The sequence below is a fragment of the Stenotrophomonas sepilia genome (genome assembly GCF_003244875.1).
GTDB lineage: Bacteria > Pseudomonadota > Gammaproteobacteria > Xanthomonadales > Xanthomonadaceae > Stenotrophomonas > Stenotrophomonas sepilia.
In genome coordinates, this window is sequence record NZ_LXXZ01000101.1 from 1 (window position 1) to 26,610 (window position 26,610).

Annotated in this window: 23 protein-coding genes and 1 pseudogene; 13 read left to right on the forward strand and 11 right to left on the reverse strand. The window is 67.2% G+C overall.

Going from position 1 to position 26,610, the window contains the following annotated elements; translation table 11 throughout:
• Positions 1-596 precede the first annotated feature (596 nt).
• Both A7X97_RS20290 and A7X97_RS20295 read right to left on the reverse strand, forming a co-directional pair.
• Positions 597-1,691 carry a dipeptide epimerase gene (locus A7X97_RS20290; RefSeq protein ID WP_012478950.1) on the reverse strand — a complete coding sequence of 365 codons (1,095 nt, stop codon included), beginning with the start codon at positions 1,689-1,691 and terminating at the stop codon, positions 597-599.
• A complete protein-coding gene (locus tag A7X97_RS20295; protein WP_088497048.1) occupies positions 1,688-3,127 on the reverse strand; it encodes a C40 family peptidase in 1,440 nt (479 codons plus the stop codon). Before A7X97_RS20295 ends, A7X97_RS20290 begins: the two co-directional genes overlap by 4 nt.
• A 132-nt stretch (positions 3,128-3,259) precedes the next feature.
• Here A7X97_RS20295 and A7X97_RS20300 point away from each other — a divergent pair, with 132 nt between their 5' ends.
• The 9 genes from A7X97_RS20300 to hglS all read left to right on the forward strand — a co-directional run bounded on the left by A7X97_RS20300 (position 3,260) and on the right by hglS (position 14,165).
• Complete coding sequence (locus tag A7X97_RS20300; protein ID WP_088497047.1) at positions 3,260-4,729, forward strand: transglutaminase-like domain-containing protein; 1,470 nt, start codon at positions 3,260-3,262, stop codon at positions 4,727-4,729.
• A 51-nt stretch (positions 4,730-4,780) separates the two neighbouring features.
• Positions 4,781-7,804, forward strand: coding sequence for a TonB-dependent receptor (locus tag A7X97_RS20305; RefSeq protein WP_111008374.1), 3,024 nt, complete (start codon positions 4,781-4,783; stop codon positions 7,802-7,804).
• Positions 7,805-7,859: 55 nt separating this feature from the next.
• A complete protein-coding gene (locus A7X97_RS20310) occupies positions 7,860-9,413 on the forward strand; it encodes a serine hydrolase domain-containing protein (RefSeq protein WP_088497045.1) in 1,554 nt (517 codons plus the stop codon).
• Positions 9,346-10,059 carry a M15 family metallopeptidase gene (locus tag A7X97_RS20315; protein WP_245885085.1) on the forward strand — a complete coding sequence of 238 codons (714 nt, stop codon included), beginning with the start codon at positions 9,346-9,348 and terminating at the stop codon, positions 10,057-10,059. Before A7X97_RS20310 ends, A7X97_RS20315 begins: the two co-directional genes overlap by 68 nt.
• A gap of 209 nt (positions 10,060-10,268) precedes the next feature.
• Positions 10,269-10,640, forward strand: a complete 372-nt coding sequence (locus A7X97_RS20320; protein WP_088497043.1) for a hypothetical protein — start codon at positions 10,269-10,271, stop codon at positions 10,638-10,640.
• A 232-nt stretch (positions 10,641-10,872) separates the two neighbouring features.
• Positions 10,873-11,289, forward strand: coding sequence for an EF-hand domain-containing protein (locus tag A7X97_RS20325; protein WP_072169043.1), 417 nt, complete (start codon positions 10,873-10,875; stop codon positions 11,287-11,289).
• An 84-nt stretch (positions 11,290-11,373) separates the two neighbouring features.
• Complete coding sequence (locus A7X97_RS20330; RefSeq protein ID WP_088497041.1) at positions 11,374-12,123, forward strand: HAD family hydrolase; 750 nt, start codon at positions 11,374-11,376, stop codon at positions 12,121-12,123.
• A gap of 31 nt (positions 12,124-12,154) precedes the next feature.
• On the forward strand, positions 12,155-12,643 hold the full coding sequence (locus A7X97_RS20335) for a hypothetical protein (RefSeq protein ID WP_072169045.1): 489 nt from the start codon (positions 12,155-12,157) through the stop codon (positions 12,641-12,643).
• A gap of 160 nt (positions 12,644-12,803) precedes the next feature.
• The gene (gene hglS / locus A7X97_RS20340; protein WP_072169046.1) at positions 12,804-14,165 is read left to right on the forward strand and encodes a 2-oxoadipate dioxygenase/decarboxylase HglS; all 1,362 of its coding nucleotides are present in this window, start codon (positions 12,804-12,806) and stop codon (positions 14,163-14,165) included.
• Between the two features lie 136 nt (positions 14,166-14,301).
• Here the strand turns inward: hglS and scpC are convergent, their stop codons facing one another.
• Positions 14,302-15,816, reverse strand: coding sequence for a succinyl-CoA:acetate CoA-transferase ScpC (scpC, locus tag A7X97_RS20345; RefSeq protein ID WP_021202957.1), 1,515 nt, complete (start codon positions 15,814-15,816; stop codon positions 14,302-14,304).
• A 385-nt stretch (positions 15,817-16,201) separates the two neighbouring features.
• Between scpC and glnE the strand changes: the two genes are divergently transcribed.
• Positions 16,202-18,997 (forward strand): bifunctional [glutamate--ammonia ligase]-adenylyl-L-tyrosine phosphorylase/[glutamate--ammonia-ligase] adenylyltransferase, encoded by a 2,796-nt coding sequence (glnE, locus tag A7X97_RS20350; protein ID WP_111008375.1) that lies wholly within the window; start codon positions 16,202-16,204, stop codon positions 18,995-18,997.
• Positions 18,998-19,171: 174 nt separating this feature from the next.
• Here the strand turns inward: glnE and A7X97_RS20355 are convergent, their stop codons facing one another.
• The 6 genes from A7X97_RS20355 to A7X97_RS20380 form a co-directional block, all read right to left on the reverse strand.
• Positions 19,172-19,732: a queuosine precursor transporter gene (locus tag A7X97_RS20355; protein WP_005415040.1), complete on the reverse strand. Its 561-nt coding sequence runs from the start codon at positions 19,730-19,732 to the stop codon at positions 19,172-19,174.
• Between the two features lie 76 nt (positions 19,733-19,808).
• Positions 19,809-20,321, reverse strand: a complete 513-nt coding sequence (locus A7X97_RS20360) for a hypothetical protein (protein WP_072169048.1) — start codon at positions 20,319-20,321, stop codon at positions 19,809-19,811.
• 32 nt (positions 20,322-20,353) lie between these two features.
• Positions 20,354-20,857 carry a hypothetical protein gene (locus tag A7X97_RS20365; protein WP_072169049.1) on the reverse strand — a complete coding sequence of 168 codons (504 nt, stop codon included), beginning with the start codon at positions 20,855-20,857 and terminating at the stop codon, positions 20,354-20,356.
• A 19-nt stretch (positions 20,858-20,876) separates the two neighbouring features.
• Positions 20,877-21,728, reverse strand: a complete 852-nt coding sequence (locus tag A7X97_RS20370) for a DUF2145 domain-containing protein (protein ID WP_111008376.1) — start codon at positions 21,726-21,728, stop codon at positions 20,877-20,879.
• A gap of 48 nt (positions 21,729-21,776) precedes the next feature.
• Positions 21,777-22,007, reverse strand: coding sequence for a hypothetical protein (locus A7X97_RS20375; protein WP_005415044.1), 231 nt, complete (start codon positions 22,005-22,007; stop codon positions 21,777-21,779).
• Between the two features lie 154 nt (positions 22,008-22,161).
• Entirely contained in the window at positions 22,162-23,121 is a 960-nt protein-coding gene (locus A7X97_RS20380; RefSeq protein WP_111008377.1) for a mitochondrial fission ELM1 family protein, read from the reverse strand.
• A gap of 126 nt (positions 23,122-23,247) precedes the next feature.
• Here A7X97_RS20380 and A7X97_RS20385 point away from each other — a divergent pair, with 126 nt between their 5' ends.
• Both A7X97_RS20385 and A7X97_RS20390 read left to right on the forward strand, forming a co-directional pair.
• Positions 23,248-23,838: a malonic semialdehyde reductase gene (locus tag A7X97_RS20385; RefSeq protein ID WP_005415046.1), complete on the forward strand. Its 591-nt coding sequence runs from the start codon at positions 23,248-23,250 to the stop codon at positions 23,836-23,838.
• An 86-nt stretch (positions 23,839-23,924) separates the two neighbouring features.
• Positions 23,925-24,623, forward strand: a complete 699-nt coding sequence (locus A7X97_RS20390; protein ID WP_072169052.1) for a YceI family protein — start codon at positions 23,925-23,927, stop codon at positions 24,621-24,623.
• A gap of 175 nt (positions 24,624-24,798) precedes the next feature.
• Here the strand turns inward: A7X97_RS20390 and A7X97_RS20395 are convergent, their stop codons facing one another.
• Positions 24,799-25,200, reverse strand: a complete 402-nt coding sequence (locus A7X97_RS20395; RefSeq protein WP_088496218.1) for a hypothetical protein — start codon at positions 25,198-25,200, stop codon at positions 24,799-24,801.
• Positions 25,201-25,397: 197 nt separating this feature from the next.
• Here A7X97_RS20395 and A7X97_RS20400 point away from each other — a divergent pair.
• Positions 25,398-25,724, forward strand: a pseudogene (locus tag A7X97_RS20400) (hypothetical protein); the annotation flags it as partial.
• A 73-nt stretch (positions 25,725-25,797) separates the two neighbouring features.
• Here A7X97_RS20400 and A7X97_RS20405 read toward each other — a convergent pair.
• Positions 25,798-26,595 carry a siderophore-interacting protein gene (locus A7X97_RS20405; protein ID WP_072167691.1) on the reverse strand — a complete coding sequence of 266 codons (798 nt, stop codon included), beginning with the start codon at positions 26,593-26,595 and terminating at the stop codon, positions 25,798-25,800.
• Positions 26,596-26,610: the final 15 nt, after the last annotated feature.

Here is a 26,610-nt window from a genome sequence, read left to right on the forward strand (position 1 = left end):
ATGAGAGAGGGACAGGGGTGTGCGTTGGAGCATAGGGGAACGCGTTGCGGTTGGCCGCGGAGAGCCGGTCATGGGGTGGGTCAGGCGAGTGGGGATTGCGGGGGACGCCGCAAGTACGTCCGTGTAGGCTTGGCCGCGCTTGCGTGTTTGCGCTGTCCTGCGCAAACGGCAAGACCGGGGTTGGGCGTCCTGCCCAACCCGCCCGAGGCATGCCTCGGGCCCATGCGGCGGACACCCCCGCAATCCCCAACCGCCTGACCCCGGACAGATCGCGCGCGTGCCAGCCGCGAAGAGAATACGAGGTAGAGCAGAAGCAGGAGCATCCACGCATGGCGTGGATCTGCCCGGAGCTGCCGTTGAGTCCGCCTTCAAGCGAGCCGAGCACCGCAGGTCCGGCGAGGGCGAAGAGGCGCGGGTGTCTGAGCGTAGCGAGTTCCCGCGCCGTCCCTCGACGGGCCGAGGAGCGCAGGGAACCGGTGCGTAGCACCGGCTCGCGGCCGGCGGAGCGTTTCTTTGGGTTACTTTTCTTTTCGCGAAAAGAAAAGTAACGCGCGACCCAACGTCAGTGGCACGCAACGTCAGCCGCAAGGCAGAAATCAACCCAGCATCTCCAGCCCACGGACTTCAGTAATACCCAGCCCCGGCACGTCGCTGATGCTGATCTCCGATTCGTTGAAATGCACACCACCGCTGACCGGGTCGAACTGGCCCAGCGAGGGGCCGTCCAGATCAACCTTGGTGATCACATCGCTCTTGGCCACGGCCAGGTGCACAGCCGCAGCCACGCTGATGCTCGATTCGATCATGCAGCCGATCATGCACGGCACGCCGTAGATGCCGGCGATGTCGGCGATGCGGATCGCATTGGACAGGCCGCCGGTCTTCATCAGCTTGATGTTGATGATGTCGGCCGCGCGCTGCTGGATCAGGTCCATCACCTGGCTGGGGCTGAACACGCTTTCGTCGGCCATCACCGGCGTGTTGACGCGGTCGGTGACGTACTTCAGGCCACTGATGTCCGCGGCCTTCACCGGCTGCTCCAGCAGCTCCAGTACCACGCCGGCTTCCTCCAGCGTGCGCATCGCATGCACCGCCTGCTTGGCAGTCCAGCCCTGGTTGGCATCCAGGCGCAGCAGGGCACGGCCTTCCACGGCGGCGTGGATGGCCTTGACCCGTTCGATGTCCAGTCCGATGTCCTTGCCGACCTTGATCTTCAGCGACTCGAAGCCGCGCTCGATCGCCGACAGCGAATCGGCCACCATCTTGTCGATGTAGTCCACGCTGATGGTGATGTCAGTGGTGATCACCGGGTCGCCGCCACCGAGCATCTGGTACAGCGGGGCACCGTGCAGCTGCGCCCACAGGTCGTACAGCGCGATCTCCACCGCGGCCTTGGCGCTGGTGTTGCGCTCCATCGCGGTCTGCACCAGCGTGCACAGGTGGTTGAGGTTGACCACGTCCTGGCCGATCAGGCGCGGTGCGATGAAGTGGCGGATCGCTTCGATGATCGAGCCGTGGGTATCACCGGTGATCACTGCTGTAGCCGGTGCCTCGCCGTAACCGGTGTGACCGGTGTCGGTGCGGATCAGCACCACCACGTCCTCCACGGTCTCCACCGTGCGCAGCGCGGTCTTGAACGGTGTCTTCAACGGCACGCGCAGCATGCCCAGTTCGATGGCGGTGATCTTCATTCAGGAGTCTTGGCCCGCAGGCGCTGGATGTTGGTGATGCGGTCGATGTAGCGGACGGTGTCGCTGGCCATCATCGGCTCCAGCGGCGTGACCGAAACACCATTGAGATGGGCCTGCACACGTCTGCCGTCGGCACCGAACCAGCTGCCGCCCGCCGTATCGTGGATCACCCAGGTGCGGCCGTCGACGTGGCCGATGGCCATCATCACATGACCGGGAATGTAGACCAGGTCGCCCACCTGCAGGCGGGTGACGGCACGGTCGCGCACCGCCTTGCCGTCCTTGCCGGTGAACGGCAGGCGATCCAGCGCCGGACTGACCGCCTGCGCGCTGGTATTGCGTGGCAGCAGCACGCCGAAGCTGCGGTAGATCTCGGAGACGAAACCGCTGCAGTCGCGGGTGTCGTAGTCGTGACCCCAGCCGTAGCGCTCGCCCAGGAACTTGAAGGCCTGCTGCAGCAGCAGGCGCGGGGTCAGCGGCAGGTAATCGGCGGCGGTGTCCTGCGAGCGCGGCAGTAGCGCAGGCACCAGCTTCAATCGACCATCGGCTTCGCGTACCGGCAACTGCACCACCCACGAAGCGTGGGCCTGCTGGCCGTTCACCGGTTCGGCGGCGGGCCAGTCGGCCAGCACCGGCAGGCGCACGCCCATGTCCAGCTGCAGGCGCGAGACGCGCGGCTCCTCCGGGGTATAGGCGGTCTGCGCGGTGGCACCGGTGACGATCCGGTACGGTCCCCTCGCGCCGTAGCCGAGCACCGTGGCCTTGTCGCCGCGGGCAATGGCGTCGGCTTCGATCCACGCGCTGTAGCGCTCGCTGTGCACGAACAGCCAGCGGCCGTCGGCACTGCGATGGACCACGGCGACCTTGTCACCGGGGAACAGTGCCGATTCCTGGAAGCGGTCGATGTCGGTGTCACCGACGCTGCTGAAGACGCGCACGCGGGTGGGGAAGGTGCGCAGCGCGGCACGCTTCACCACCAGCCCATACTGCGCTGCCACCTGTGTGGGAATCGCATCGAGGCCGAGGTTGGCTTCGATCGCGCTGCGCAGCGCGGGTGCGATCGACTGGCCCTTGTCGTTGTAGAGAGCGCGGGTGGGCCAGCTCGACAGCGCGGTGATGCTGGCACGCACCGCCGCCGCATCAAGCTGGGCGGGCAGTGCGGCGATGTCCTGGATGTGGCTGTCCTGCGCCCGCATGCGCGCGTTCTGTGCTTCGATCTGCGCGCGATCCAGAATCGGCGCATCGGCGTTGTCCAGGCGCGCGGCCCAGTACTGCGGGGTCAGATAGGCCTCGTGCAGGCCGATCACATAGGGCAGCGGCGCACCCGGGTCGGGCGGTGGGGCTGCCTGTGCAAAGGCCGGAGCGGCCAGCAGGCACAGGGCCAGGGTCAAGCGGCGCGGCCAATGCCGGTGCCGTTCGCGGAAAGCCAGGCTCATGCGGTGCACACCCTCCTCGAATGCCTGTTGGAATATTTATTCCTTTTGGCTACGAAAGCAAGAATAAATTATTGACCGACATCCCGGCCCGTGTTACACAGCCGTTACCACCCGCGCTGGGGAAGTGTCGCTGTGGATCCTGCCGTTCGCAAACCGCGTCTGCCTGCCGCCGGCCTGTGTGCCGTGCTGCTGCTGTGGGTGTCGGCCACGCACGCAGCAGACGAGCGCAGCAGCCAGCAGCGCGCGCGAGGAGTGCAGGTGATCGACCTGATCGACAGCGGCCGTTTCCGCGACGCCGACGCGCTGCTGGCCACTGCACCCGCCGCCACTGACGAAGCGTTCCAGCGCGAGCGCATGCGCCGCATCCGCCTGGATTTCGCCCTCGACGAAAGCGCCGCCAAGGACGCCGTACGGCGCGGCATTCCCGATCTGACCGACGAGGAATTTGCGCGCTGGGACCAACTCGGCCTGATCGAGCATCTCGATATCGATGGCGAGCGTTGGTACTTCAAGCGCGCACCCTCGAACCTGTTCCTGCTCAGCGACGAAGCACGCGCGCGTCGCCGCGCGGATGCACCGATGCCCGCTCCGGGCCCGAGCGAAGTGCTCAACGCACACCACGCGCGCGTGGTGGCCGCGTCCGAGCAGCGTGGCCAGGCGTCGGTGCTGCCGCAGCGCATCGAATTCACCCAGTCGCTGACGGTGAAGGCCGATGCGGTGCCGGCCGGCGAGACCGTGCGTGCCTGGATTCCATACCCGCGCGAGATCCCCGGCCAGCAGGAGCAGGTGCAGTGGCTGGGCAGCACCCCGGGCAAGGCGCGCGTGGCTCCGGCCCATACCCAGCAACGCACCGCCTACCTCGAAGCCAAAGCGGTTGCCGGGCAGCCGACCCGTTTCGAGATCCGTTACGCGGTCACGATCTTCGCCCGGCATACCGCGATCGATCCGGCCAAGGTGCAGGCGACACCGAACGATCCCGCATTGAAGCCCTACCTGGCCGAACAGCTGCCGCATGTGCGTTTCACCCCGGCATTGAAGCTGTTCTCCGACCAGGTGCTGCAGGGCGAGACGCGCCCGTATGAAGTGTTGCGCAAGCTGTTTGCCGCGGTCGACCGCATTCCATGGGCCGGTGCGCGCGAATATTCCACGCTCAGCAACATCAGCGACTACGCACTGCGTGCCGGCCATGCCGACTGCGGGCAGCAGACCCTGTTGCTGATCGCGCTGCTGCGCCTGAACGGCATTCCCGCGCGCTGGCAGTCGGGCATGGTGTTCTCCGGCGACGGCAGCGGCTACAACAACCTGCATGACTGGGGGCAGGTCTACCTGGCGCCGTATGGCTGGCTACCGATGGACGTGACCACCGGCGCACTGGCCAGTGATGTGCCGGCCCTCCGTGACTTCTACCTGGGTGGCCTCGACGGCTACCGCATCGCATTCAACGACGATTTCGGCCAGCCCTTCGTGCCGGCCAAGCAGCACTTCCGCTCGGAAACGGTCGACTCGCAGCGCGGCGAGGCCGAGTGGGCAGGCGGCAACCTGTACTTCGACCAATGGAGCTACGACTTCCAGTGGCGGGTACTGCCAGCCAGGCAACGCTAGCGCGACACACCGCATTCCACACCATTCAATTCTTGCAGGAGAGAGCAGGGGATGAAGGCTTACAGCATCAAGCGGGCGGCGTTGTGCGTCGCCCTTGGGGCGTGTCTGGGCGTAGTGCTGCCCGGCATCGCGATGGCACAGAACGTGAGCGGCGCAGTTGCCGGCCGTGCAACCGCGGGTGACCAGGTGACCGTGGTCAGCAACAGTACGGGTCTGACCCGTACCGTCACCGTCGGCGCCGACGGCAGCTACCGCCTCGGCCAGCTGCCGGTAGGTGACTACCAGCTGCAGCTCAGCCGCGATGGCCAGAAGCTGGGCGATCAGATTGCTGTCAGTGTGGCAGTAGGTGGTACCACCACGGTCAACCTGGCCAGTGGCGGCGGCGTCACCAATCTCGATGCGCTGCAGGTGGTCGGCACCCGAGTGGTCAACCGCGTGGACGTCTACTCCACCGAGACATCCTTCAACATCAACCGCCAGGAGATCTCGCGGCTGCCGGTGGCGCAGGACCTGTCTGCGGTCGCGCTGATGGCGCCGGGCGTGGTCGGCGGCAACTCGTCATTCGGCGGCCTGTCATTCGCTGGTTCATCGGTGGCCGAGAATGCGGTCTTCATCAATGGCCTGAATGTCACCGACATGTATACCCGTCGCGGCTTCAGCACCGCGCCGTTCGCCTTCTTCAAGGAGTTCCAGGTCAAGACCGGTGGCTACTCGGTCGAGTTCGGCCGCTCCACCGGTGGCGTGATCAATGCGGTGACCCGTTCGGGCAGCAACGAATTCGAGGGCGGTGTTGAAGTCACCGCCGAGCCCAGTGCGTGGCGCGCCAGTGGCGGCGATCATTTCCACCGCGACGGCACCCCGCATTCCTACGGCAGCCGCGACAACAACTCCTTCCTGAAGACCAACGTGTGGGGCTCCGGCCCGATCGTCAAGGACAAGCTGTTCCTGTTCGCGATGTACGAAGACCGCAGCGACAAGGGACACAACACCTCGTCCGATGGCAGTACCTGGTTCAAGAACGATTCCGGCAACGGCTTCTGGGGCACCAAGCTGGACTGGAACATCAACGACAACCACAGCCTGGCGCTGCTGGCGTTCTCGGATGAGGGCGATGTCACCAATGCGTCGTACGGTTACAACTGGAACGCCGACCAGCTCGGCGCCTGGGGCGGCGATTCGGTCACCGAGACCGGCGGCCGCAACTGGTCGGCCACCTACACCGGCCACTTCGGACAGAACTTCACCGCGCGCGCCATGGTCGGCCAGAACAACCAGCGTGCCTTCACCAATTCATCGCTGGATCAGGCCTGCAGCCCCGTGTTCACCGACAGTACCTACGGCCCGCGCCTGAGCAAGCTGCAGGGCCTGCGCGCAGGCTGCCACCCCACGGGCACGGCAGTGGCCGAGCGTGACGATACCCGTGACGTGGCGCGACTGGACTTCGAATGGCAGCTGGGTGACCACCTGCTGCGCTTCGGTGTCGACCGTGAGCTGATGACCACAAAGCAGTCCACCCGCTACCCCGGCCCGACCGAACTGAGCTACACCGCCTACGTGGCGCGCCCCGGCGATGAAGTCTGGGACGGTGCCAATGCCTACGTACCGGCTGGCGTTACCGAAATGCTCCGTGCGCGCAACCGCAAGTCGGGCGGCACGTTCGAGACCGAAGCCAATGCGCTGTACGTGGAAGACATCTGGAACATCACCCCGAACCTGATGCTGAACCTGGGCGTGCGCTGGGACCGTTTCGAGAACCGTACCGCCGCCGGCAAGGCGTTCATCAAGATGGATGACCTGATCGCACCTCGCGTCGGCTTCTCGTGGGACATGCGCGGTGATGGCAGCACCAAGCTGTTCGGCAACGCCGGCCGCTACTACCTGCCTGTCACCAACAACATCAACGTGAATTTCGCAGGTGGCCTGACCGACGAGTACAGCTACTACGTGCTCAATGGCTGGGAGCGGAAAACCTCGCCGACCGGCTCACCGTACATGGCACCGGTCGTCGGCCAGCAGATCGGGCCGACCGACACCCGCATGAACACCGGCGGTGCCGACCTGCGCCAGAGTGTGGATCGCGACCTCAAGGCGGTCTACCAGGACGAGTACATCCTGGGCTTCCAGAACATGATCAACCAGGCATGGTCGTGGGGCGTCAACGCCACCTATCGACGCATGACCCGTGCGCTGGACGACATCCGCATCAATTACACCCCATGCGGCCCGACCCCCAGCACGCTGTGGCCGATCGCCAACCCGGGCGAGAGCCTGACGATCTGGGGCGACAAGAGCATCGGCTGCGCCAACGAAGGCTGGATCACCATTGACACCGCCAACAGCGGCTATCGGAAGGGCGGCAGCGGCGAGGTGATCGGTTACTCCAAGCCCAAGCGCACCTACAAGGCACTGGAGTTCCAGATCGACCGTGCCTGGGACGAGAAGTGGATGTTCAACGCGTCCTACCTGTGGTCGAAGAGCGAGGGCAATTTCGAAGGCCCTGTGAATTCCGATACCAACTACGGCGACACGGGCATGGTTCAGTTCTGGGACCATCCGGCCACCAACGAGCGCTATGGCGTGCTGTTCAACGACTTCCGCCACCAGTTCAAGCTGCGTGCCGCTTACGCGCTGAACGAGCAATGGTCGTTCGGAACCACACTGCAGGTGCAGTCCGGTGGCCCGATCACTGCCTACGGCGTGATGTGGCCGAACGATTCCATCGCCGGTGGCAGTACCTCCAGCGAAGGTAGCGGCGGTGGCACCGGCTGGCTGTGCGTGGCCAACTGTTCCGGCCCGTACAACCAGCGGCAGTTCGAGTACAGCCCACGCGGTGCGTTCGGTCGCCTGCCGTGGACCTGGACCATAGGCGCCAATGTGACCTGGCGTTTGCCGGTGGAGGGCATCGACCTCAGTGCACGGCTGTCGGTGTACAACCTGTTCAACAACCAGAAGACCATCAACGTGCACCAGCGCTATGAAGCGCAGCCCGGCCAGTACCGCGAGGCGACGTTCGCCACCGGGACGCGCTGGCAGGCCCCGCGCTACACCCAGCTGGTGGTGACCTGGAACTTCTGAGGCCACGATCCGCGCCGTCCACCGTGACGGCGCGGGCAATGGAGGGGCTGCGCGCATGTACCACCTGCTGATCGTCGCGGCGGCACTGGCCGCACCGTCCGCTTCGGCGACCGACATCGCCTCCCTCGAGGCCGACGTCGCCGCCGTGGTCCAGCACGAGCACCTGCCCGGGCTGGCCATCGCGGTGGTCGACAACGGGCAGGTGGTCTATCGCCACGCCGAAGGCGCGCGTGGCGACGGCGGCCGCATCGACCAGGACACGCTGTTCAAGATCGCCTCCAACAGCAAGGCGATGACCGCCGCGCTGCTGGCGCGGCTGGTGCAGCAGGGCAAGCTGCGCTGGGAGGATCCGGTGCGGCGGCATCTACCGGGCTTCCGTATGCACGATGCGTGGGTGGGCGAGCAGATGCAGGTGCGCGACCTGCTGATCCACAACAGCGGCCTGGGCCTGGGCGCCGGTGACCTGATGCTGTGGCCGGAGCCGAACGCGTTCACCCGTGCCGACATCATCGCGGGGCTGGCGCACCTGAAGCCGGTCAGCAGTTTCCGCAGCCGCTATGCGTACGACAACCTGATGTACGTGGTGGCCGGCGAACTGGCCGCTGCGGCGGGTGGCAAGCCGTATGACCAGCTGATGCGCGAGCAGGTGTTCGAGCCGCTGGGCATGACCCGCTGCCAGGTGGGGGCGTGGTCGGTGAAGCGGGTGGGCAACGTGGCGCAGCCACACGCTTGGCATGGCGACCACAATGCGGTGGTGAACGCCGATGGTGCGATCAGCCCGGATCTACCGTCGATGGCCGCCGGCGGCATCCGCTGTTCGCTGCGCGACATGACGCGCTGGATGCAGGTGCTGCTCGATCCTGCCCTGGCACCTGGCTGGTTGGATGCTGAGCAGCGCCGTACGCTGTGGACCCTGCACATGCCGATGCCGCTGGGTGAACGCCAGCGGCGTTGGGACAACGCGCATTTCTACGGTTATGGGTATGGCTGGCGGGTGTCGGACATGGACGGGCAGTGGAAGGTGGCGCACACCGGTACCCTGTCGGGCATGTACTCGTCGCTGGCGCTGCTGCCTGACCGCAAGGTGGGCGTGGTGATGCTGATCAACGGTGAAGGCGAGGATGCGCGCACCGCATTGATGCAGGCCGCGCTGAAGCGCTTCACCGCCCCCGATGAGGCGCGTCCGGCACTGGCGTACCTGGCCGAACTGAAGGCAGACCAGGCTACGCGCGCGGCAGGCGGCCATCAGCGGCCGGCGACGTCGGAGGCACGGCCGGCATCGGACGCCGATCTGCCGCGCTGGCACGGCCGCTACACCGATCCGTGGCTGGGGCCGGCCTCGCTGTGCCCGGGCAAGGACGGCCTGCGCTTCAGCGTGGACAAGTCGCCCCGGCTGCAGGGGGCTGTGCTGCAGCTGCAGGGGCGCTGGCTGCTGCGCTGGGATACGCTGGGCGAAGACGCGCAGGCGTGGCTGCAGCCGGGTGAGGGCCTGGCACCGACACTGGACCTGCGCGCCATCGATCCGGACATCGACTTCAGCTATGACTTCCAGGACCTGCATTTCACTCGTACTGGCGATTGCCCTGGCAGCGACCACCAGCGCCGCTGAGCCACCGCGCGTTTCACCGGCCACCGACGCGGCCAGCGCCGGGCTGGTGGAGATCCGTACGTTGTCGCCGCGCATCGACCTGGACATCCGCTATGCGGGTGCCAACAACTTCACCGGCGCGCGCGTGCCCGGCTACGAGGCGCCTTCGTGCTACCTGCTGGCGCCGGTGGCGAAGGCGCTGGCCCAGGTGGAGCAGGACCTGCGCGCCGATGGCTTCGGCCTGCGCCTCTACGACTGCTACCGGCCGGTGCGTTCGGTGCAGGCCTTCATGGCCTGGGTGAACGATCCGCGCGAGCTCTCGCGCAAGGCACAGCAGTATCCTGACCTGGACAAGCCGCGCCTGCTGGCCGACGGCTACATCGCCGAGCGCTCCGGCCACAGCCGCGGTGGCACGGTGGATCTGGGCCTGCTGGATTGCCGCAGCGGTGCATGTACGCCGTTGGACATGGGCACTGACTTCGACTTCTTCGGGCCGCGTGCGCATACGCAGACGAGCGGGCTGAGTGAGACGCAGCAGGCGAACCGGCGGCAACTGGTGCAGGCAATGGCACGGCGTGGTTTCGTGAACTACCCGCAGGAGTGGTGGCACTACACGTTCCAGCCGGAACCGGATCCCGGTACCGCGTACGACGTCCCGGTACGGTAGGGGTAACGGCAGGGCACCGCCCAGCCTCTGACAGTTTCCCGCGCGGTCCGTTGTAGGGCCGAGCCCATGCTCGGCTGCTCTTTGTTCAATCGTCGAATTATTCGATCTCGATGGAGACTCATCCACGCATGGCGTGGATCTACTGTGGCTGCCGATTGGGTCCGAAGCAGATCCCTTACACTGGCCGCCTCTTCATCCCTGCCCACCCGATGAACCTTCCCCTGCACTTCGGCCTGCTCGGCACCCTGGAAGCGGGCGCCATTGCCCTGCTGGTCGGCCTGCTCGTGTACCTCCTGTGGTCGCAGCTGTGCCGCCTGCTGCGGTGGTCGATGGGGCACGTGATCGGCTGGTCCTGCGTCATCGCCGTGATCATCGCCGCCGGCATCGATGCGTGGAAGCTGTTCTACATGGGCATCGTGCGGCTGGAATCGCCGCTGTACGCGCGCATCTTCCTGGCCACCATCCACGATCCGAACGAACTTGGCAGCCGTGTGGTGCTGGAAATCGCCGGTGCGCTCGCCGGTGTTGCTCTTGCATGGGTGTTGTTCAGTTCGCGGTCATCGGAAAAAACCGTCGACTGACGCAGGTTTTTCGTTGCCTGCCGGTTAAATGCAGAGGCGCTGAATGCGCATCTTATGAGCCACTCACTTCACCCTAACCACCGCGCTAAAGCATGCGTGGAGGCCAGTGGTTAATCGCGCGTGTGGGCGCCGCTCGCGACGCAAAATCGATTCAGAAACGCGGTGGCAGGGTAGGTGCCGTGCGGAATCAACACGCCGCGCAACACCACCCAATCGGTAGGAGACACCCCTGATGACTATTCGCAACCGCAAGCCCCTGATCGCCCTGTTCGTCGCCGCCGGCAGCGTGCTGGCCATCCCGGCGATGGCCCAGTCGGCCAAGCAGCAGGCCGCGCAGGCGCAGAACGAAGCCGCTCAGGCCCAGCAGGCGGCTGCACAGGCCGGCCAGGCCGCCGACCAGGCGACCAATGCGGCCGCAGCGGCATCGGCGCAGGCCAATGGCGGTGGCCAGACCTGGGCCAGCATCGATACCGATGGCAACGGCACCATCAGCAAGACCGAGGCGCAGGTGAACGCCGGCCTGGCCCAGGTGTTCGACCAGGCTGATACCAACAAGGACGGCGAACTGAGCGCCGATGAGTACAAGGCCTACGTGGCCGCCCAGCAGGCTGGTGCGGGTGGCGCAGCGCAGGGTGCGCAGGGCAGGTAAGTCCTGCATCGGGGCGTATGGGAACCCGGGCGGCTTCGGCCGCCCGGGTTTTTTTCGTCACCATGGCCCCTGTATCCTTGGGCGATGAACACCCCCACGCCTGCGCCGTCGCGCGCCATCGGCCTGGTCGGTTTTGACGGTGACGATACGCTGTGGAAGAGCGAGGACTACTACCGCAAGGCCGAGCAGGATTACCTTGACCTGCTGTCGCGCTATGTCGACGTGCATGACACCCAGACCGCCCGCCACCTGCTGGAAGTGCAGCAGCGCCACCTGGGCACCTTCGGCTACGGCGTCAAGAGCATGACCCTGTCGATGATCGAAGCGGCCATCGACATCACCAGCCAGCGCATCGACGCGAAGGACATCCAGCGCATTCTGGAGATCGGCCACGACACCCTGCGCCACCCGGTCGAGCTGATCGACGGCGTGCGTGAAGCGGTGGCGGCCATCGCCGAGCACTACCCGGTGGTGCTGATCACCAAGGGCGACCTGTTCCACCAGGAAGCCAAGATCAAGGTCGCCAACCTGGCCGAGCTGTTCCCGCGCATCGAGATCGTCTCGGAGAAGGATCCGGAAACCTACGCCCGCGTGCTGGCCGAATTCGACCTGCCGATGCAGCGCTTCGTGATGGTCGGCAACTCGCTGCGCTCGGACATCGAGCCGGTGGTGACGCTGGGTGGCTGGGGCGTGCATACCCCGTACGCAGTGACCTGGGCCCACGAGACCCAGCATGGCGTGGCCGACGACGAACCGCGCATGGTCACTGCCGATACCGCCCACGACTGGCCGGCCGCACTGGCGGCGATCGAGGCCAAGGCTGCTGCGGCCTGACAGGGCCGGTCGGCTGCGGCAGAATCGGGGCATGAACCACCGACTGCGCGCGCTGATGTTGTTCCTGCTGCTGGCGCCGGCCACCGTGCTGGCCCAGCAGACCGCCGAGCGTTCGGCCACCTATGAAGTGGACACCGGCGACAGCTGGGTCGACGCCCAGCTGCAGGACATCAACCACTACGCCGAACGCTACCCCGACGCCTTCCTCGACGAAGTGTCGCGCTATGCCGACGTGCCGCGCGGCTACATCAGCGCGCTGTTCACCACCCACGGCTGGCAGGCAGGAGACATTTATTTCGCCTGCTTCTGGGCCAAGGCCAGTGGCCAGACCTGCCGCGACAGCGTGCGTGCCTTCAGCCAGGACCCGGAGGGCGGCTGGGAGGCGGTGGTCAAGCGCATGCCCACCAAGCCGGACAATCTGCACTACCGGGCTGTGCGCCATGCCATCGTGGCCAGCTACCAGCACTGGGACCGGCCGATCACCCTGGATGCCACGCTGAAGCGCCAGTTGAAGCGGTAGTGCCGGCCGCTGGCCGGCAATAGCATCCTTTCCAGGCATCCGGGGTTGCCGGCCAGCGGCCGGCACTACCCGGTCATGTTGCTCTGCGTATCGCCGCCGCCACGCGCTCCGGCGACAATACGGGTCCGAGCTGTTCCCCGTTCCCGTAATCGAGTGACTGATGAGCGCCTCTTTCGTTTCGCCTGATGTGATCCGCCGCCTGTTCGCGCAGGCCATGTCCCGCATGTACCGCACCGAAGTGCCGCTGTACGGCACGCTGGTGGAACTGGTGGAGCGGATCAACGCGCAGGTGCTTGCCCAGGACCCGGCGCTGGCCGCGCAGCTGCAGCGCAACGACGAGCGTGCGCGCCTGGATGAAGAGCGTCATGGCGCGATCCGCGTCGGTACCGTGCAGGAACTAGCGACACTGCGCCGCCTGTTCGCGGTGATGGGCATGTACCCGGTCGGCTACTACGACCTGTCGGTGGCCGGCGTGCCGGTGCACTCCACCGCGTTCCGCCCGCTGACCGGCGCGGCGCTGGCGCAGAATCCGTTCCGCGTGTTCACCTCGCTGCTGCGCCTGGAGCTGATCGAAGACGAAGCCCTGCGTGCCGAGTCGGCGAAGATCCTCGCACGCCGCCGCATCTTCACCGACGGCGCGCTGGCGCTGATCGACCAGGCCGAGCGCGACGGTGGCCTGTTGCAGGCCGATGCCGAGCGCTTCGTCCAGGAGGCGCTGGAAACCTTCCGCTGGCACGGCGATGCCACGGTCGACCTGCCGACCTACCACGCCCTGCACAACGCGCACCGCCTGGTGGCTGACGTGGTCAGTTTCCGCGGCCCACACATCAACCACCTGACCCCGCGCACGCTGGACATCGACGCTGCACAGGCGGCAATGATCGAGCACGGCATGGCGGCCAAGGCGGTGATTGAAGGCCCGCCGCGTCGTGCCTGCCCGATCCTGCTGCGCCAGACCAGCTTCAAGGCGCTGGAAGAGGCCGTGCACTTCCCGGATGCCGAAGGGGGTGATGCCGGCACCCATACCGCGCGCTTCGGCGAGATCGAACAACGCGGCCTGGCGCTGACCCCGAAGGGCCGCGCGCTGTACGACCAGCTGCTGTCGCAGGCCCGCGACGCCGGTGGTGAAGGCAGCACCGGCGGCGACTACGGCCAGCGCCTGCAGGCGGTGTTCGCCAGCTTCCCGGATGACCATGACACCCTGCGCCAGGAAGGCCTGGGGTATTACCGCTACCAGCTGACCGACGCTGGCCGCGCCGCGCCGGAGCGCGTGGCCGATCTGCCCGCTGAAGTGCTGGTGGCCGCCGGCCTGGCCACGGCCGACCCGATCGTCTACGAGGATTTCCTGCCGGTCAGTGCCGCGGGCATCTTCCAGTCGAACCTGGGCGGCGAAGAACAGCGCGCCTATGCCGCGCATGCCAACCGTGAGGCCTTCGAGCAGGCCTTGGGCGTGGCGGTGAACGACGAGTTCGAGATCTACGAGCGGCTGCAGGCCGAGTCGCTGGCGGCGCTGCGCGGGTAAACCGCTTGCCGTGGAGCCGAGCGTGGGCTCGGCTCTACAGGGATTCTGCGGAGCGGCCCCTTTGTAGAGCCGGCCGCTGGCCGGCTGTTGGGGAAGCCGGCCAGCGGCCGGCTCTACCCGACGTCCGTAGCGGGCCTCAGCCCTTCATCGTGCCGGTATCCAGCCAGCGCTGGTGCCACGACAACGCTTCCGGCAGCAGGTGCGGGGTGTGCTTGCCGTAGCTCTCGCGGCTGGCACGGTCGAAGTAATCCTGCAGCTGCGGGCGGAAGTCCGGGTGGGCGCAGTTGTCGATCAGCACCTGCGCGCGCTTGCGCGGGGTCAGGCCGCGCAGATCGGCCAGGCCCTGTTCGGTGACGATCACCGACACATCGTGCTCGGTGTGGTCGACATGGCTGGCCATCGGCACGATCGCCGAGATGGTGCCGTTCTTGGCGGTGGACGGGCTCAGGAACGCCGACAGGAAACCGTTGCGGGCAAAGTCACCGGAACCGCCGATGCCGTTCATGATCCGCGTGCCCATCACGTGCGTCGAATTGACGTTGCCGTAGATGTCCACCTCGATCATGCCGTTCATGCCGATGCAGCCCAGGCGGCGCACCAGTTCCGGGTGGTTGGAGATTTCCTGCGTGCGCATGATGATGCGCTCGCGGTAGAAATCGATGTTCTCCTTGAACGTCTCATTCGCCTGCGGGCTCAGCGCGAAGCCGGTGCAGGAGGCGTAGCTCAGCACGCCGTCGCGCAGCAGGTCGAGCATGCCGTCCTGGATCACTTCGGTGAACGCGGCCAGGTCGCGGAAACCACTCTTGGCCAGGCCGGCCAGCACGGCGTTGGGGATGTTGCCCACGCCCGACTGCAGCGGCAGCAGGTTCGGCGGCAGGCGGCCCTTCTTCACCTCGTGCTTGAGGAACTCGATCAGGTGCGAAGCGATCTGCTCGCTGGTTGCATCGATCGGGCTGAACGGGCTGTTGCGGTCCGGGCCGTTGGTACGCACCACGGCCACGATCTTGTCCGGGTCGCAGCGCAGCGCGGTATCGCCGATGCGGTCGTTGGCGTTCACCAGCGGAATCGGCTTGCGGTGCGGCGGCAGCGCGGTGCCGTAGTAGATGTCATGCATGCCGTCGACACCGGCCGGCTGCCACTCGTTGACCTCGACGATCACCTTCCTGGCCAGGTCCAGCCAGGTCTTGTTGTTGCCGACCGAGGTGGAGGGCACCAGCGAACCATCTTCGCGGATGGCCGAGACTTCGATGACGGCGGTATCGATCTCGCCATAGAAGCCGAACCACACGTGCTGGGCAACGTGGCTGAGGTGGATGTCGATGTAATCCAGCTTGCCCTCGTTGATGCGGTTGCGCGCGTCCGGGTCGCTCTGGAACGGCATGCGCATGGCGATGCCATCGGCCTTGGCCAGCGCGCCATCGAGTTCCGGCGCGGTCGAGGCGCCGGTCATCAGCTTGATCTGGAAGGGATTGCCCTGGGCATGCACCGCTTCGATGCGGCGGGCCAGTTCGACGGGAACGGCCTTGGGATAGCCGGAGCCGGTAAAGCCGCTCATGGCCACGGTTTCACCGGGCTGGATCAGCGCGGCTGCGGCCTCGGCGGAGACCACGCGGTCACGGAGACGCGCGTTGGCGATGCGATCAACAGACATGACGACAGTGTTTCTGGGGGGAATCCCGATTATCGGCCATCCTCATCCGTACGGGGGGTTCTACCTTCGTGGAATGGCTTTTCCCCCAGGGGCTCACCCATACCCACCGGTTCTGTTTTGCAGTGCAGCGTGCAAAGTGCTTTCGCAGCCCGCACGATGGCCCTGCATCCCGACGTGGGGGAGGGAGCAGAGCCCGCTGGCAGTTCGCTGCAAGCGGGCTTTTTTATTGCCTGTCGCCCAGTATGAATGCGCGGCTCCCAGTATCGGTAGTGGCGGCCGCTGGCCGGCAACCCCAGTAACCTTCGGCAGGATCATCGGATTTGCCGGCCAGCGGCCGGCACTACTGGGTCCGTTGCGCCCCAGCCGGGTCGATACAATCAGACCCATGACCCTCGCCCCCGCTGACCTGCCCGCCGCCCTGCAGCCTCTTGTCGACCGCGCGCTGGCGCGCTTGGCCCAGGTCCTGCCCGAACCCATCCCGACCGATCTGCTGCCGCTGCTGAGCCGGTTGGCGGTGACCAGCGACTTCGCGCTGGACACCCTGGTGCGGCAACCGGCGCTGCTGGCGCAGCTGGCCGCGCCCGGTTGCCCGCCGATCCCGCCACCGGTGCTCGATCCGCTGCAGCCCAGCGACTGGCCGGCGCAGATCCGGCGCTGGCGTACTGCCATGTCGACGCGGCTGATCTGGCGCGACCTGACCGGTCTGGACGACGTGGCACAGACCCTGGCTGGCGCCACCACCCTGGCCGAGAACTGCCTGCGGCTGGCGCTGGACGCGCTGCAGCAGGAATTCGCCCAGCGGCACGGTGTGGTCCGCGATGGCGAAGGCGCCGCGCAGCAGCTGGTGGTGTTCGGCCTCGGCAAGCTCGGCGGCGGCGAGCTCAACTTCAGTTCCGATATCGACCTGGTCTACGCCTATCCGCACGGCGGCGAATCCGACGGCCCGCGCGCGCTGGCCGCTGAAGAGTATTTCGCCCGCCTCGGCCAGCGCCTGGCCAAGCTGCTGGACGAAACCACCGTCGATGGCTTCAGCCACCGCGTCGACCTGCGCCTGCGCCCGTTCGGCAGCGCCGGCCGCGTCGCGCTGTCGTTCGCGGCGATGGACCAGTACTTCCAGCGGGAAGGCCGCGACTGGGAGCGCTATGCGTGGCTGAAGGCGCGCGCTGTCGCCGGTGATATCGAGGCCGGTGAAGCGTGGCTGCAGACCCTGCGCCCGTTCGTGTACCGCCGCTACCTGGATTTCACTGCGCTCGATGGCCTGCGCGAGATGAAGGCGGCGATCACCGCCGAAGTCGCGCGCCGCGAGCTGCACGAAGACATCAAGCGCGGCGCCGGTGGCATCCGCGAGATCGAGTTCCTGTGCCAGGCGCTGCAGCTGATCCGCGGTGGCCGCGAACCTGCGCTGCGCGAGCGCCGCCTGCTGGTGGCGCTGGACGCGCTGGTGGCTGCGGGGCAGATCGCGCCCGAGGACGGCAGTGCGCTGCGCGAGGCCTACCTGTTCCTGCGCCGCCTGGAGAACCGCCTGCAGATGCTGCGCGATGCGCAGACCCACGTGCTGCCCAGCGATGCACTGGACCGCGAGCGCATCGCCGTCGGCCTCGGCTACCCGGACTGGGACGTGCTGCGCGCGGCGCTGGCCGAACAGCAGCAGCGGGTCAGTACCGAATTCGCCGCGCTGCTGGCACCGCGCAAGGGCCAGGCCGCGCCCGACGCGCTGGCCAACTACTGGCGTAGCCTGCCCGAGGGCAGCAACGCACCGCTGCTGGCTGAAGCCGGTTTCCTCGATGCCAACGGCGCGGACCAGTCATTGCGTGATTTCGCGCAGGGCACCGGCGTGAAGTCATTGTCCGATGCCGCGCGTGCCCGGCTGGATCGCGTACTGCCCGCGTTGCTGCATGCGGCCACGCGTTCGCCGCAACCCGACGCCGCGCTCAGGCGCGTGCTTGGCCTGCTGCAGGCGGTGCTGCGCCGGACCAGCTATCTCGCGCTGCTGGACGAACAGCCCAGCGCGCTGGCGCGGTTGGTCGACGTGCTGGCGCGCAGCGCGCTGCTGGCCGAGCGGCTGGCCGCGTACCCGCTGCTGCTGGACGAACTGCTGGACGTGCGCGTGTCCGGGCCGATGCCCGATGCGGCCGGTATGCTGGCCGAGTGCCAGCAGGTGCTGGCGGTGGAAGATCCCGAATCCGCACTGCGCTGGCTCAACGAGACGCGGCTGGCGCTCAGCTTCCGCATGGCGATGGCCACGCTGGATGGCCGCCAGGGTGCGGTGGACAGCACGCGGCAACTGGCCGAGCTGGCGCAGGCGGTGGTCACCACCGTGCTGGCGATGGCCGAGGCGGACATGCGCGCCGCGCACGGCGGGATTCCCGATGGACGTTTCGCGATCATCGGCTACGGCAGCCTTGGCGGGCTTGAGCTGGGCTTCGGTTCCGACCTGGACCTGGTGTTCCTGCACGACAACCCGGCTGGCGTGGAGGCCAGCGATGGCGCACGTCCGCTGGAACCGGGGCGCTGGTATGCACGACTGGCACAGAAGGTGATGGCGCTGCTTGGTGCGGTCACCGCCGCCGGGCGCCTGTACGACATCGACGTGCGCCTGCGCCCGGACGGTGGCAAGGGTTCGCTGGTGTCTTCGTTGGCCAGCTACACTGAATACCAGCGCGAACGCGCGTGGACCTGGGAACACCAGGCCCTGGTCCGCGCACGCGGTGTGGCCGGTGATGCCAGCCTGCTGGCCGATTTCGAACAGGTGCGCGCACAGACACTGGGTCGTGAGCGCGATCCGGCCACGCTGTATGCCGATGTGCTGAAGATGCGCGGCCGCATGCGCACTGAACTGGACCGCAGCGATGCCGCGCGGCTGGACCTGAAACAGGGTGCCGGTGGCGTGGTGGACCTGGAGTTCCTGCTGCAGACCGGCGTGCTGGCGCGTAGTGCGCAGCATTCCGCGCTGTTGCAGCCACGCGACACGCCGTCGCTGATCGATGCGTTGGCGGTTGCCGGTTTCCTTCCGGAAGACACTGCGCAAGCACTGCATGGCGCGCATGCCACGCTGCTGGATGTCGGCCTGGCCTGCACGCTGGACCGGCGCCCGCGATTGGCACCGACCACGCCCGCGATTGAAGAGGCGTGTGCCGCGATTACGGCAGCGTGCAGAGCGGCAGCGTTGCCGTTCGGGTGATGGGTGCACCCATTAGAACAATTGCCCGGGGATGATCCGCTGTTGGTAGGTGCCAACCGTTGGTCGGCACAATCTGTCAGCGGTGATGAACTCTGATGGAGCGTGCCGACCAACGGTCGGCACCTACCGTGCTCATGTGCCATCCAAGGTCGGCACCTACCAGAGCATGTGCGGTCAGCTGGTCGCGCGCAGCGGCGCCATCTTCCACAGCAGCGCGCGGAACGGGGCCAGCAGGCACACGCCGATCGCCAGCTTCACTGCCAGGTCGCCGGCTGCCCAGCTCACCCACGGCAGGGTGGAACCGGCAAACGCGATCGACCAGAAAATGGTGGTATCCACCGTCGCACTGCAGGTCGTGGCCACCATCGGTGCGCGCCACCAGCTGCCACGGCGCAGGCGGTCGAACACGGTGATGTCCAGCAACTGCGCCACGATGAAGGCCGAGCACGAGGCAACGGCGATGCGCGGCGTGGCCACCCAGATCGACAGCAGCACCGCCACCGCGAAGCCGATCCACGCTACGCGGCGCGCCGGGCCCGGGCCGAAGCGGCGGTTGATCAGGTTGCTGACCAGGAACGCGACCGGATAACTGAAGGCACCCCAGGTCAGCCAGTCGTTGATCGGGTACTGCACCAGCACGTTGGACAGCAGCACCACCGCGCCCATCGCCAATACCGCCAGCACCAGGGCGCGGGCGGTCAGCGGGGCAAACACAGGGGCAGGACGCACGGACATCGCGAGCCAGGGGGGACAAAGGGGATTGCCCATTATCCGCTCGGCCCGCGGCAAAGCCAAAACCGCTTGTTCAGCTTTACAACGCTTCGCTCATCACATCGCCCGCGGCGTAGGCGGTGGGGACGTAGGCCAGCGCCTGGCCCTGTGCGCTCTTCACGGTCCAGCCGGCACCGGCCTCGGTGGGGTCGAAATGCACCTGCTGGCCGACCACGAAGGCCGCCGTCTGGTCTTCATGCACGCGCGCCGGCCAGCGCAGGGTGGCGGTCTGATCGGCCTTGTCGGGCACCTGCAGCTGCACCTGGCGCTCGCCCGCCGCCGTGGTCTCCACCTTTTTCACTTCCATCGGTGGCAGCGGCACCGCCTTGGTGCGGGCAACCCTGCCATTGCGTTCGCTGGCCTTGAACGGCGCTTTCGACAGTTCGGACAGGCCCGCCGACGCAGCGAGCGGCACCGAGACCACGATCAGCGAGGTGATCAGCACGCTGGCCTCGCTGCTGTTCAACTCCGGCGCGGCGCCGGCATGGACGGTGGGCACCAGCAGCGCGGAGAGCAGCAGGGCAGAAGCGGGAACGCGCAGGCAACGGAACATGGAGACCTCCTGGTCAGCGTGGGGACGGCGGCTCAGCGCCGGGTATCGAAGATGTCGCGCGGGCCGGTGGCTTCGGGCAGGTATTCCAGCGGGCGGCCCTGGTTGTCCTTCAGCTGCCAGCCCTGGTCGTTGCCGGTCGGCTCGAAATTCACGGTCTGGCCCACGGTGAACTGCACGGCCGGGTCGCCGATGCCGCGCGGATACTGCATCGATGCGGTGTTCTGCGGATCGTTGGCATCACGCAGCAGCACTTCGCGGCGGCCATCGACGGTGGTGGCGATCGCACTCACCTCCATCTGCGGCAGCTTGATCTGCTGCGGGCGGGCCAGCGGCCGGCCGGCGTCGGCCGCGTCCTGGGCTTCCTTCGCTGCTGCGGCGCGGGCCGAGGCCACCATCTGCGTGGACATTTCCAGGCTCGGTCCCTGCGGGCCCGGGTCATGGATGATCACGATGCGGCGTTCGGCGTGGGCGGCCGTAGACCAGGCCAGACCGGTGACGATCACCATCGACAACACAGAGGCAAGCAGCGGACGCATATCGTTCTCCTAGCGGGATTCAGGGCGTGGCGGCAGTGGCACCGGCCACCGCCACGTGGGGGATCACCAGTTCCTGCTGCAGCTGGCTGCGCTGGTGCAGGAAGTCGAACACCGATTCCACCGTCACCACCGAATAGTTGCCGGAGATGCGTTCGCCGGCCGGATGGTCGGTGGTGGTGGCGTTGGCCACGAACAGGCGCGCACCCACGCGCTTGCCGAGGCCGATATGCAGCACGCTGGGCTGGTACTTCTGCTGGTGCAGCCACTGCTGTGCCTGTTCGCGCTTGACGATGGCCGGCGCGCCTTCGGCCTGCGCCATCGCCGCCGCCAGCACTTCCAGCACCCACTGGTTGGAGTTCTGGTAGTCGGTGGCGAACGGGTAGGCGACCACGTTGTACTTCGCTTCGTGCAGCGCCTTGGGCTGGATCGAGGGCGACACCAGCATCGCGCGCAGCGCCGCACGCAAGGGGGCCGACGGCACGCCGATGCGCAGGTCGGTATGGCCGCCGCTCTCGCCGACGAAGTTGCCGAGGCCCTCGTGGTACAGCTGCGAGCGGTCGGTCTTGCAGCGGTTGAGCAGGTGCATCGCGCGCCAGCGGTCGTCGTCCTCGCGCAGCAGGAAGGCCAGGTGGCTGTGGCGCAGGCCATAGCGGCTCAGGTCCTGGCCACCGCGCGCGGCCACCACCACGTCCACATCGGGCAGCGCGTCCAGGCGTTCGGCGGTGGTCCAGGCGACATCCAGCATCGCCGCCTGCGACGCCACGCTCGGGTAGCGCTCGCGGCAGGCGGTGCTGTCGGCCCAGGCCGGTGCGGTCGCCAGCAGGCTGGCGATCAGCAGCGCGGCGCGGCGCAGGCGGGAAAAACGATCCATGTCGGTACCTTCAACGGCGGGCAGGCCCGCGCGCCGATCATACGCTGCTCAGCGCAGCGGGCGATCCACGCCCTTGCGCTGGAGTTCCCTGTCGCAGGCATCGCTGATCGGGGCGATCGGCAGCGGCGGGCGCTCGCCCGTCTTCGGATCGCGCAGCGCCGGCTGTTCGCGGTACGCATCCAGCTGCTGCTGGCATTGATAGGAGATCGGGTCCAGCTCGGTGGGCGCGGTCGAACACGCGGCGAGCAGGGCCAGGGGCAGCAGGAGCAGGGTACGCATGAAGGCATTCGGTCCGGTGGGGGACACCGGACTCTAACGGTATGGGCGGATTGAAATGTTCAGAAATCGCTGCGCACCCCGGTAGTGCCGGCCGCTGGCCGGCATCGGCAGGGTGTCCGGTAATGCGCACAGCGTTGCCGGCCAGCGGCCGGCACTACCCCAAGGCCAGGCGCTGCTTTACTTCCGCCGCCACGCGCGCGGTTTCGCGCAATGGCTCGATGCGGTCGTACTGCCAGTCCAGCCAGTGCGGCTGCAAGCGCCCGCGTTCGCGCAACTGCTGCTGGAAACGGGCCAGCCGGCCCTGCGCGGTATCGGCCAGTGCCACCATCACCGGCATGCGCGTGGCGCAGGCTTCAGAGAGCAGGTTCACCGAATCGGGCGAGACCACCACGCGGTTGGCCCAGCCGAGCAGGCCACCATAGGGATTGGTACCGTCGCCACCATCGCCCCAGATCACGTGCGGCAGGTCGGCGAACTTCGCGCGCAGGATCTCGGCCAAGGCCGGTGGCGTGCGTCGCGAGGTGGTCGCCAGCAGGCTGCCGCCTTCGCTGCGGATCTGCTCGGCCAGCGCCTGGAATACGCCGACCATCGCCGTCTCGTCCCACGGCGCCAGCGGCGTCGGCCCGCCGACCAGCAGTGCGGTGCGCGGGCCGGGCAAGGTGCTGAAGCCGGCGAACGCGGCGCGGCCCCAGGCCAGCCAGTCGTCGTCCACCGGGTTGAGGCTGCCGAGCAGGGTCAGCACATTGCAGCCACGCAGGGCGTCGTGTTCCGGCACCACCACCACGTCCCAATGGCGGGCGCTGATGCGCGGGTCGAGGATCTGCACCACCTGGCTGCCGCGTGCACGCAGCACGCGCAGGGCACCGGCCGCCTGGCGACCACAGCCGATCGCCAGTGCCGGCGCCTCAGCCGCCAGCGTCGCCAAGGCCTCGCCGTAGCCATTCACATCGCCGGGCAGGCGCCGCGGCGACAGCCAGCGCCAGGGTGCGCGCGGTTGCAGGAGCAGCGGTCGGTGGGTGCCCTGGCGCAGTGCCGAGGCCAGCGCGACCGCCTGGCGGACATTGCCCGCACGGCCGTCAGTGACCGTCCATGGCGCGCTCGATCGTTTCACCATTGGCATTAATTCGTTTCAGCCCTGCTGGGTGTTGCAACAGTCGCGACACTCTACACTGCGGCTCGTCGTTTCGCCCCGCGCCGCCCGCGGGCACTGACTTCCTTTCGCCGCCCTGGAGATCCACCGATGTCCCACGCGCTCGACGCCGCCGCCCTTGATCAGCTGTTCCGTACGGCCCGCACCCAGAACGCCTTCCTTGACAAGCCGGTCCCCGAGAGCCTGCTGAAGGAACTGTACGACCTGGTGAAGTGGGGCCCCACCGCGGCCAACACCACGCCGGCGCGCTTCGTCTTCGTCACCTCGAAGGAGGCCAAGGACAAGCTGGCCCCGGCGCTGTCCGAAGGCAACCTGGCCAAGACCATGGCTGCGCCGGTCACCGTCATCATCGGTTTCGACCTGGACTTCCACGAGAAGCTGCCGTACCTGTTCCCGCACACCGATGCCAAGGCCTGGTTCGATGGCCCGCAGGAAGGCCGCCACGAAGCCGCCATCCGCAACGGCAGCCTGCAGGGCGCCTACCTGATCCTGGCTGCGCGCGCGCTGGGCCTGGATGCCGGCCCGATGTCCGGCTTCGACCCGGCCAAGGTCGACGAAGCCTTCTTCGCCGGCACCTCCATCAAGTCGAATTTCCTGGTCAACCTGGGTTACGGTGATCCGGCGGGCCTGTTCCCGCGCCTGCCGCGCCTGTCGTTCGACGAAGCGGCGCGCATCGCGTAAGTCGCTGTATCGGTTTCGGGCCCGCCGTCCCGCGGCGGGCTCTTGCTGCACCGTGTACCCACCCTACGATCCGGAGAGTTCCTCAGATGAGCGCCACCCGTAAACTGCTGCTGCCGCTGGCCCTGACCCTGGCCATCGCCGCCTGCTCCAAGCCGGCCGATACCGCTGCCCCGGCGGCCGATGCCGCCGCCCCGGCGACCACCGAGCAGGCTGCCACCCCGGCCGCTGATGCCGCGCCGGCCGCCGAAGCGATCAAGATCGCCTCGGGCACCTACAAGCTGGACCCGAGCCACACCGACGTACTGGCGCAGTGGAGCCACTTCGGCTTCTCCAACCCCAGCGCGCACTTCGGCAACGTCGAAGGCACCCTGGTGTACAACGCCGAAGACGTGACCAAGTCCACCGTGGAAGTGAAGCTGCCGCTGAGCGGCCTGAACAGCTTCACCGCCAAGTTCGACGAGCACCTGAAGAGCGCCGACTTCTTCGACGCCGCCAAGTTCGCCGATGCCACCTTCAAGAGCACCAAGGTGGAAGCGGCCGGCACCAACAAGCTGACCGTCACCGGCGACCTGACCATCAAGGGCATCACCAAGCCGGTCACCCTGGACGTCACCGTCAACGGCGGCGGCGAGCACCCGATGGCCAAGGTTCCGGCCGCCGGCTTCGATGCCACCACCACCCTGAAGCGCAGCGATTTCGGCGTCGGCGCCTATGCCCCGAACGTCAGCGATGAAGTGAAGATCCGCATCACCACCGAAGCCACCGGCGAAAAGCCGGCGGCCTGATGCACCCCACTCACTCGTCGTGAGAAGGCAGAAGGCCCGCTGAAAAGCGGGCCTTCTTTTTGGGTTCTGCATGCGAGGCACCCGATGCCGATGGGGTTGCCGGCCAGCGGCCGGCACTACCCGGCAGGTGCCAACCTGCATCTGGTGGGTGCGGACCGTTGGTCCGCACGATCCCTCAGCGCAACGCGCCCAACCATGCCACGCACGCTTCGCTCGGGCTCTGCTTGGCCTTCACCGTCATCCCGCTCACCCGCACGAACGTCTGCGCCGCCTGCGCCACGCTCTGGCGGGCGATCAGCGCCGCCTGCTTGGTGGCAGCCTGCTGCTTGCGCAGCTGCACGATGTTGATCGAAGGCCGACCCACCGGCGCGTACTTCTGGTCGCGGCGCAGCACGTCGGCCACCTGCGCCACTTCGAATTCGGCCTGCAGGTAGCGGTGCTGTGCCTCCACCAGCTCACGCAGCGGCGCGCGCAGTGCAGCGGTGTCGGCGAAGGCGGCCAGGGCCGCGTCGCAGGCAGCGTCATCAGCGAAGCGGGTACGCAGCGCATCCACGCTGGCCAGGGTCAGTTTGGCCATGTGGGCCTCGTTGCTGCAGGAAAGGAGCGCGATTGTCGCATTGCTTGCCGGCGGATGCGTTGAACCGGGCCATGGAATACCTGTAGAGCCGAGCCCACGCTCGGCTCATCGCGCGCAGCGCGAGGGTTTTCCGATGGCGGAACGACGAGCAGCCGAGCATGGGCTCGGCTCCACAATGGCCCGCTGTATCACCCACGGAAGTGCGCGAAGGTCTGCTGTGCGGCATGGTGGAAGACACGCTGGTGGAACGGGCCGGTACCCTCGGCCTGGAACCGAAAGTGGTGCGCGAGGCGCTGACCATGCACGTGGATGAGCTGCTGCACACCCGTGGCGTGCTGCGGCTGGTGAAGGCGCAGATCAACGGCATGATGCCCGGTGTGTATTTCGGGCTGCTGTTGCCGTTGTTGATCATCGCGCTGCTGGTGGCGCTGGAGATCTGGGCCGCGCAGCGGTTCGGGTGGATGCAGCAGGTGGTAGTGCCGGCCGCTGGCCGGCAATTGCAGATTCCTGCCGAGGGTTCATGAGGTTGCCGGCCAGCGGCCGGCACTACCTGTCGGAGGGCGTGCGGACCAACGGTCCGCACCCACCGCCTTTTGATCAATCGCCGTCGGTTTCGTCCGGGTGGGCCTTCCAGTAGCCGGTGGAACGGATCCAGTCGCGTGGCACACCCAGGTGGCCTTCGATGAACTTGCGCATCATCCGTGCGCGGCGAGATTCGGTGGCGATCCAGTAGAAGACATCGCCGTCCGGGGCCTCGAAGTCGGTCAGCATGTCTTCCAGCAGCGTACTGCTGGCCGCCGGGAAGCCGTTGCGCTCCAGCCAGTGGATGCGCACGTTCTCGTACTGCGGCAGGTCCTGGCGCTCGGCCTCGTCGCGCACTTCGATGAAGGCCTGCACCTCGGCACTGTCCGGCAGCATGTCCAGCCAACGGGCGATGGCCGGCAGTGCGGTTTCATCGCCGATCAGCACGTAGGCGTCGTAGGTGTCGGCCACCACGAACGAGCCGCGCGGGCCGCCGATCACCAGCATGTCGCCCGGCTGTGCGCGTTCGGCCCACGGCCCGGCCACGCCCTGGTCGTGCAGCACGAAGTCGATGGCCAGCTCGCCGCGCTCGTGGTCCCACCAGCGCGGGGTATAGTCACGGGCCGGCGAAGGCGCCTTGCCGGCCGGGTAGCTGCGGCCTTCGGCGGTCAGCACCGGCAGCACCATCTCGCCCGCAGCGTTGGGGAAGAACAGCTTGATGTGGTCGTCGGCGCCGGGCGAATCGAAGCCGGCCAGGTCGTCGCCACCCAGCACGATGCGGCGCATGTGCGGGGTGACCTCTTCGGTGCGCAGCACGGTCAGTTCACGGAAGCGCACATCCAGGCGCAGGCGCGTGTTGTTGTGTTCGGTCATGGGGGTTACCTGTAA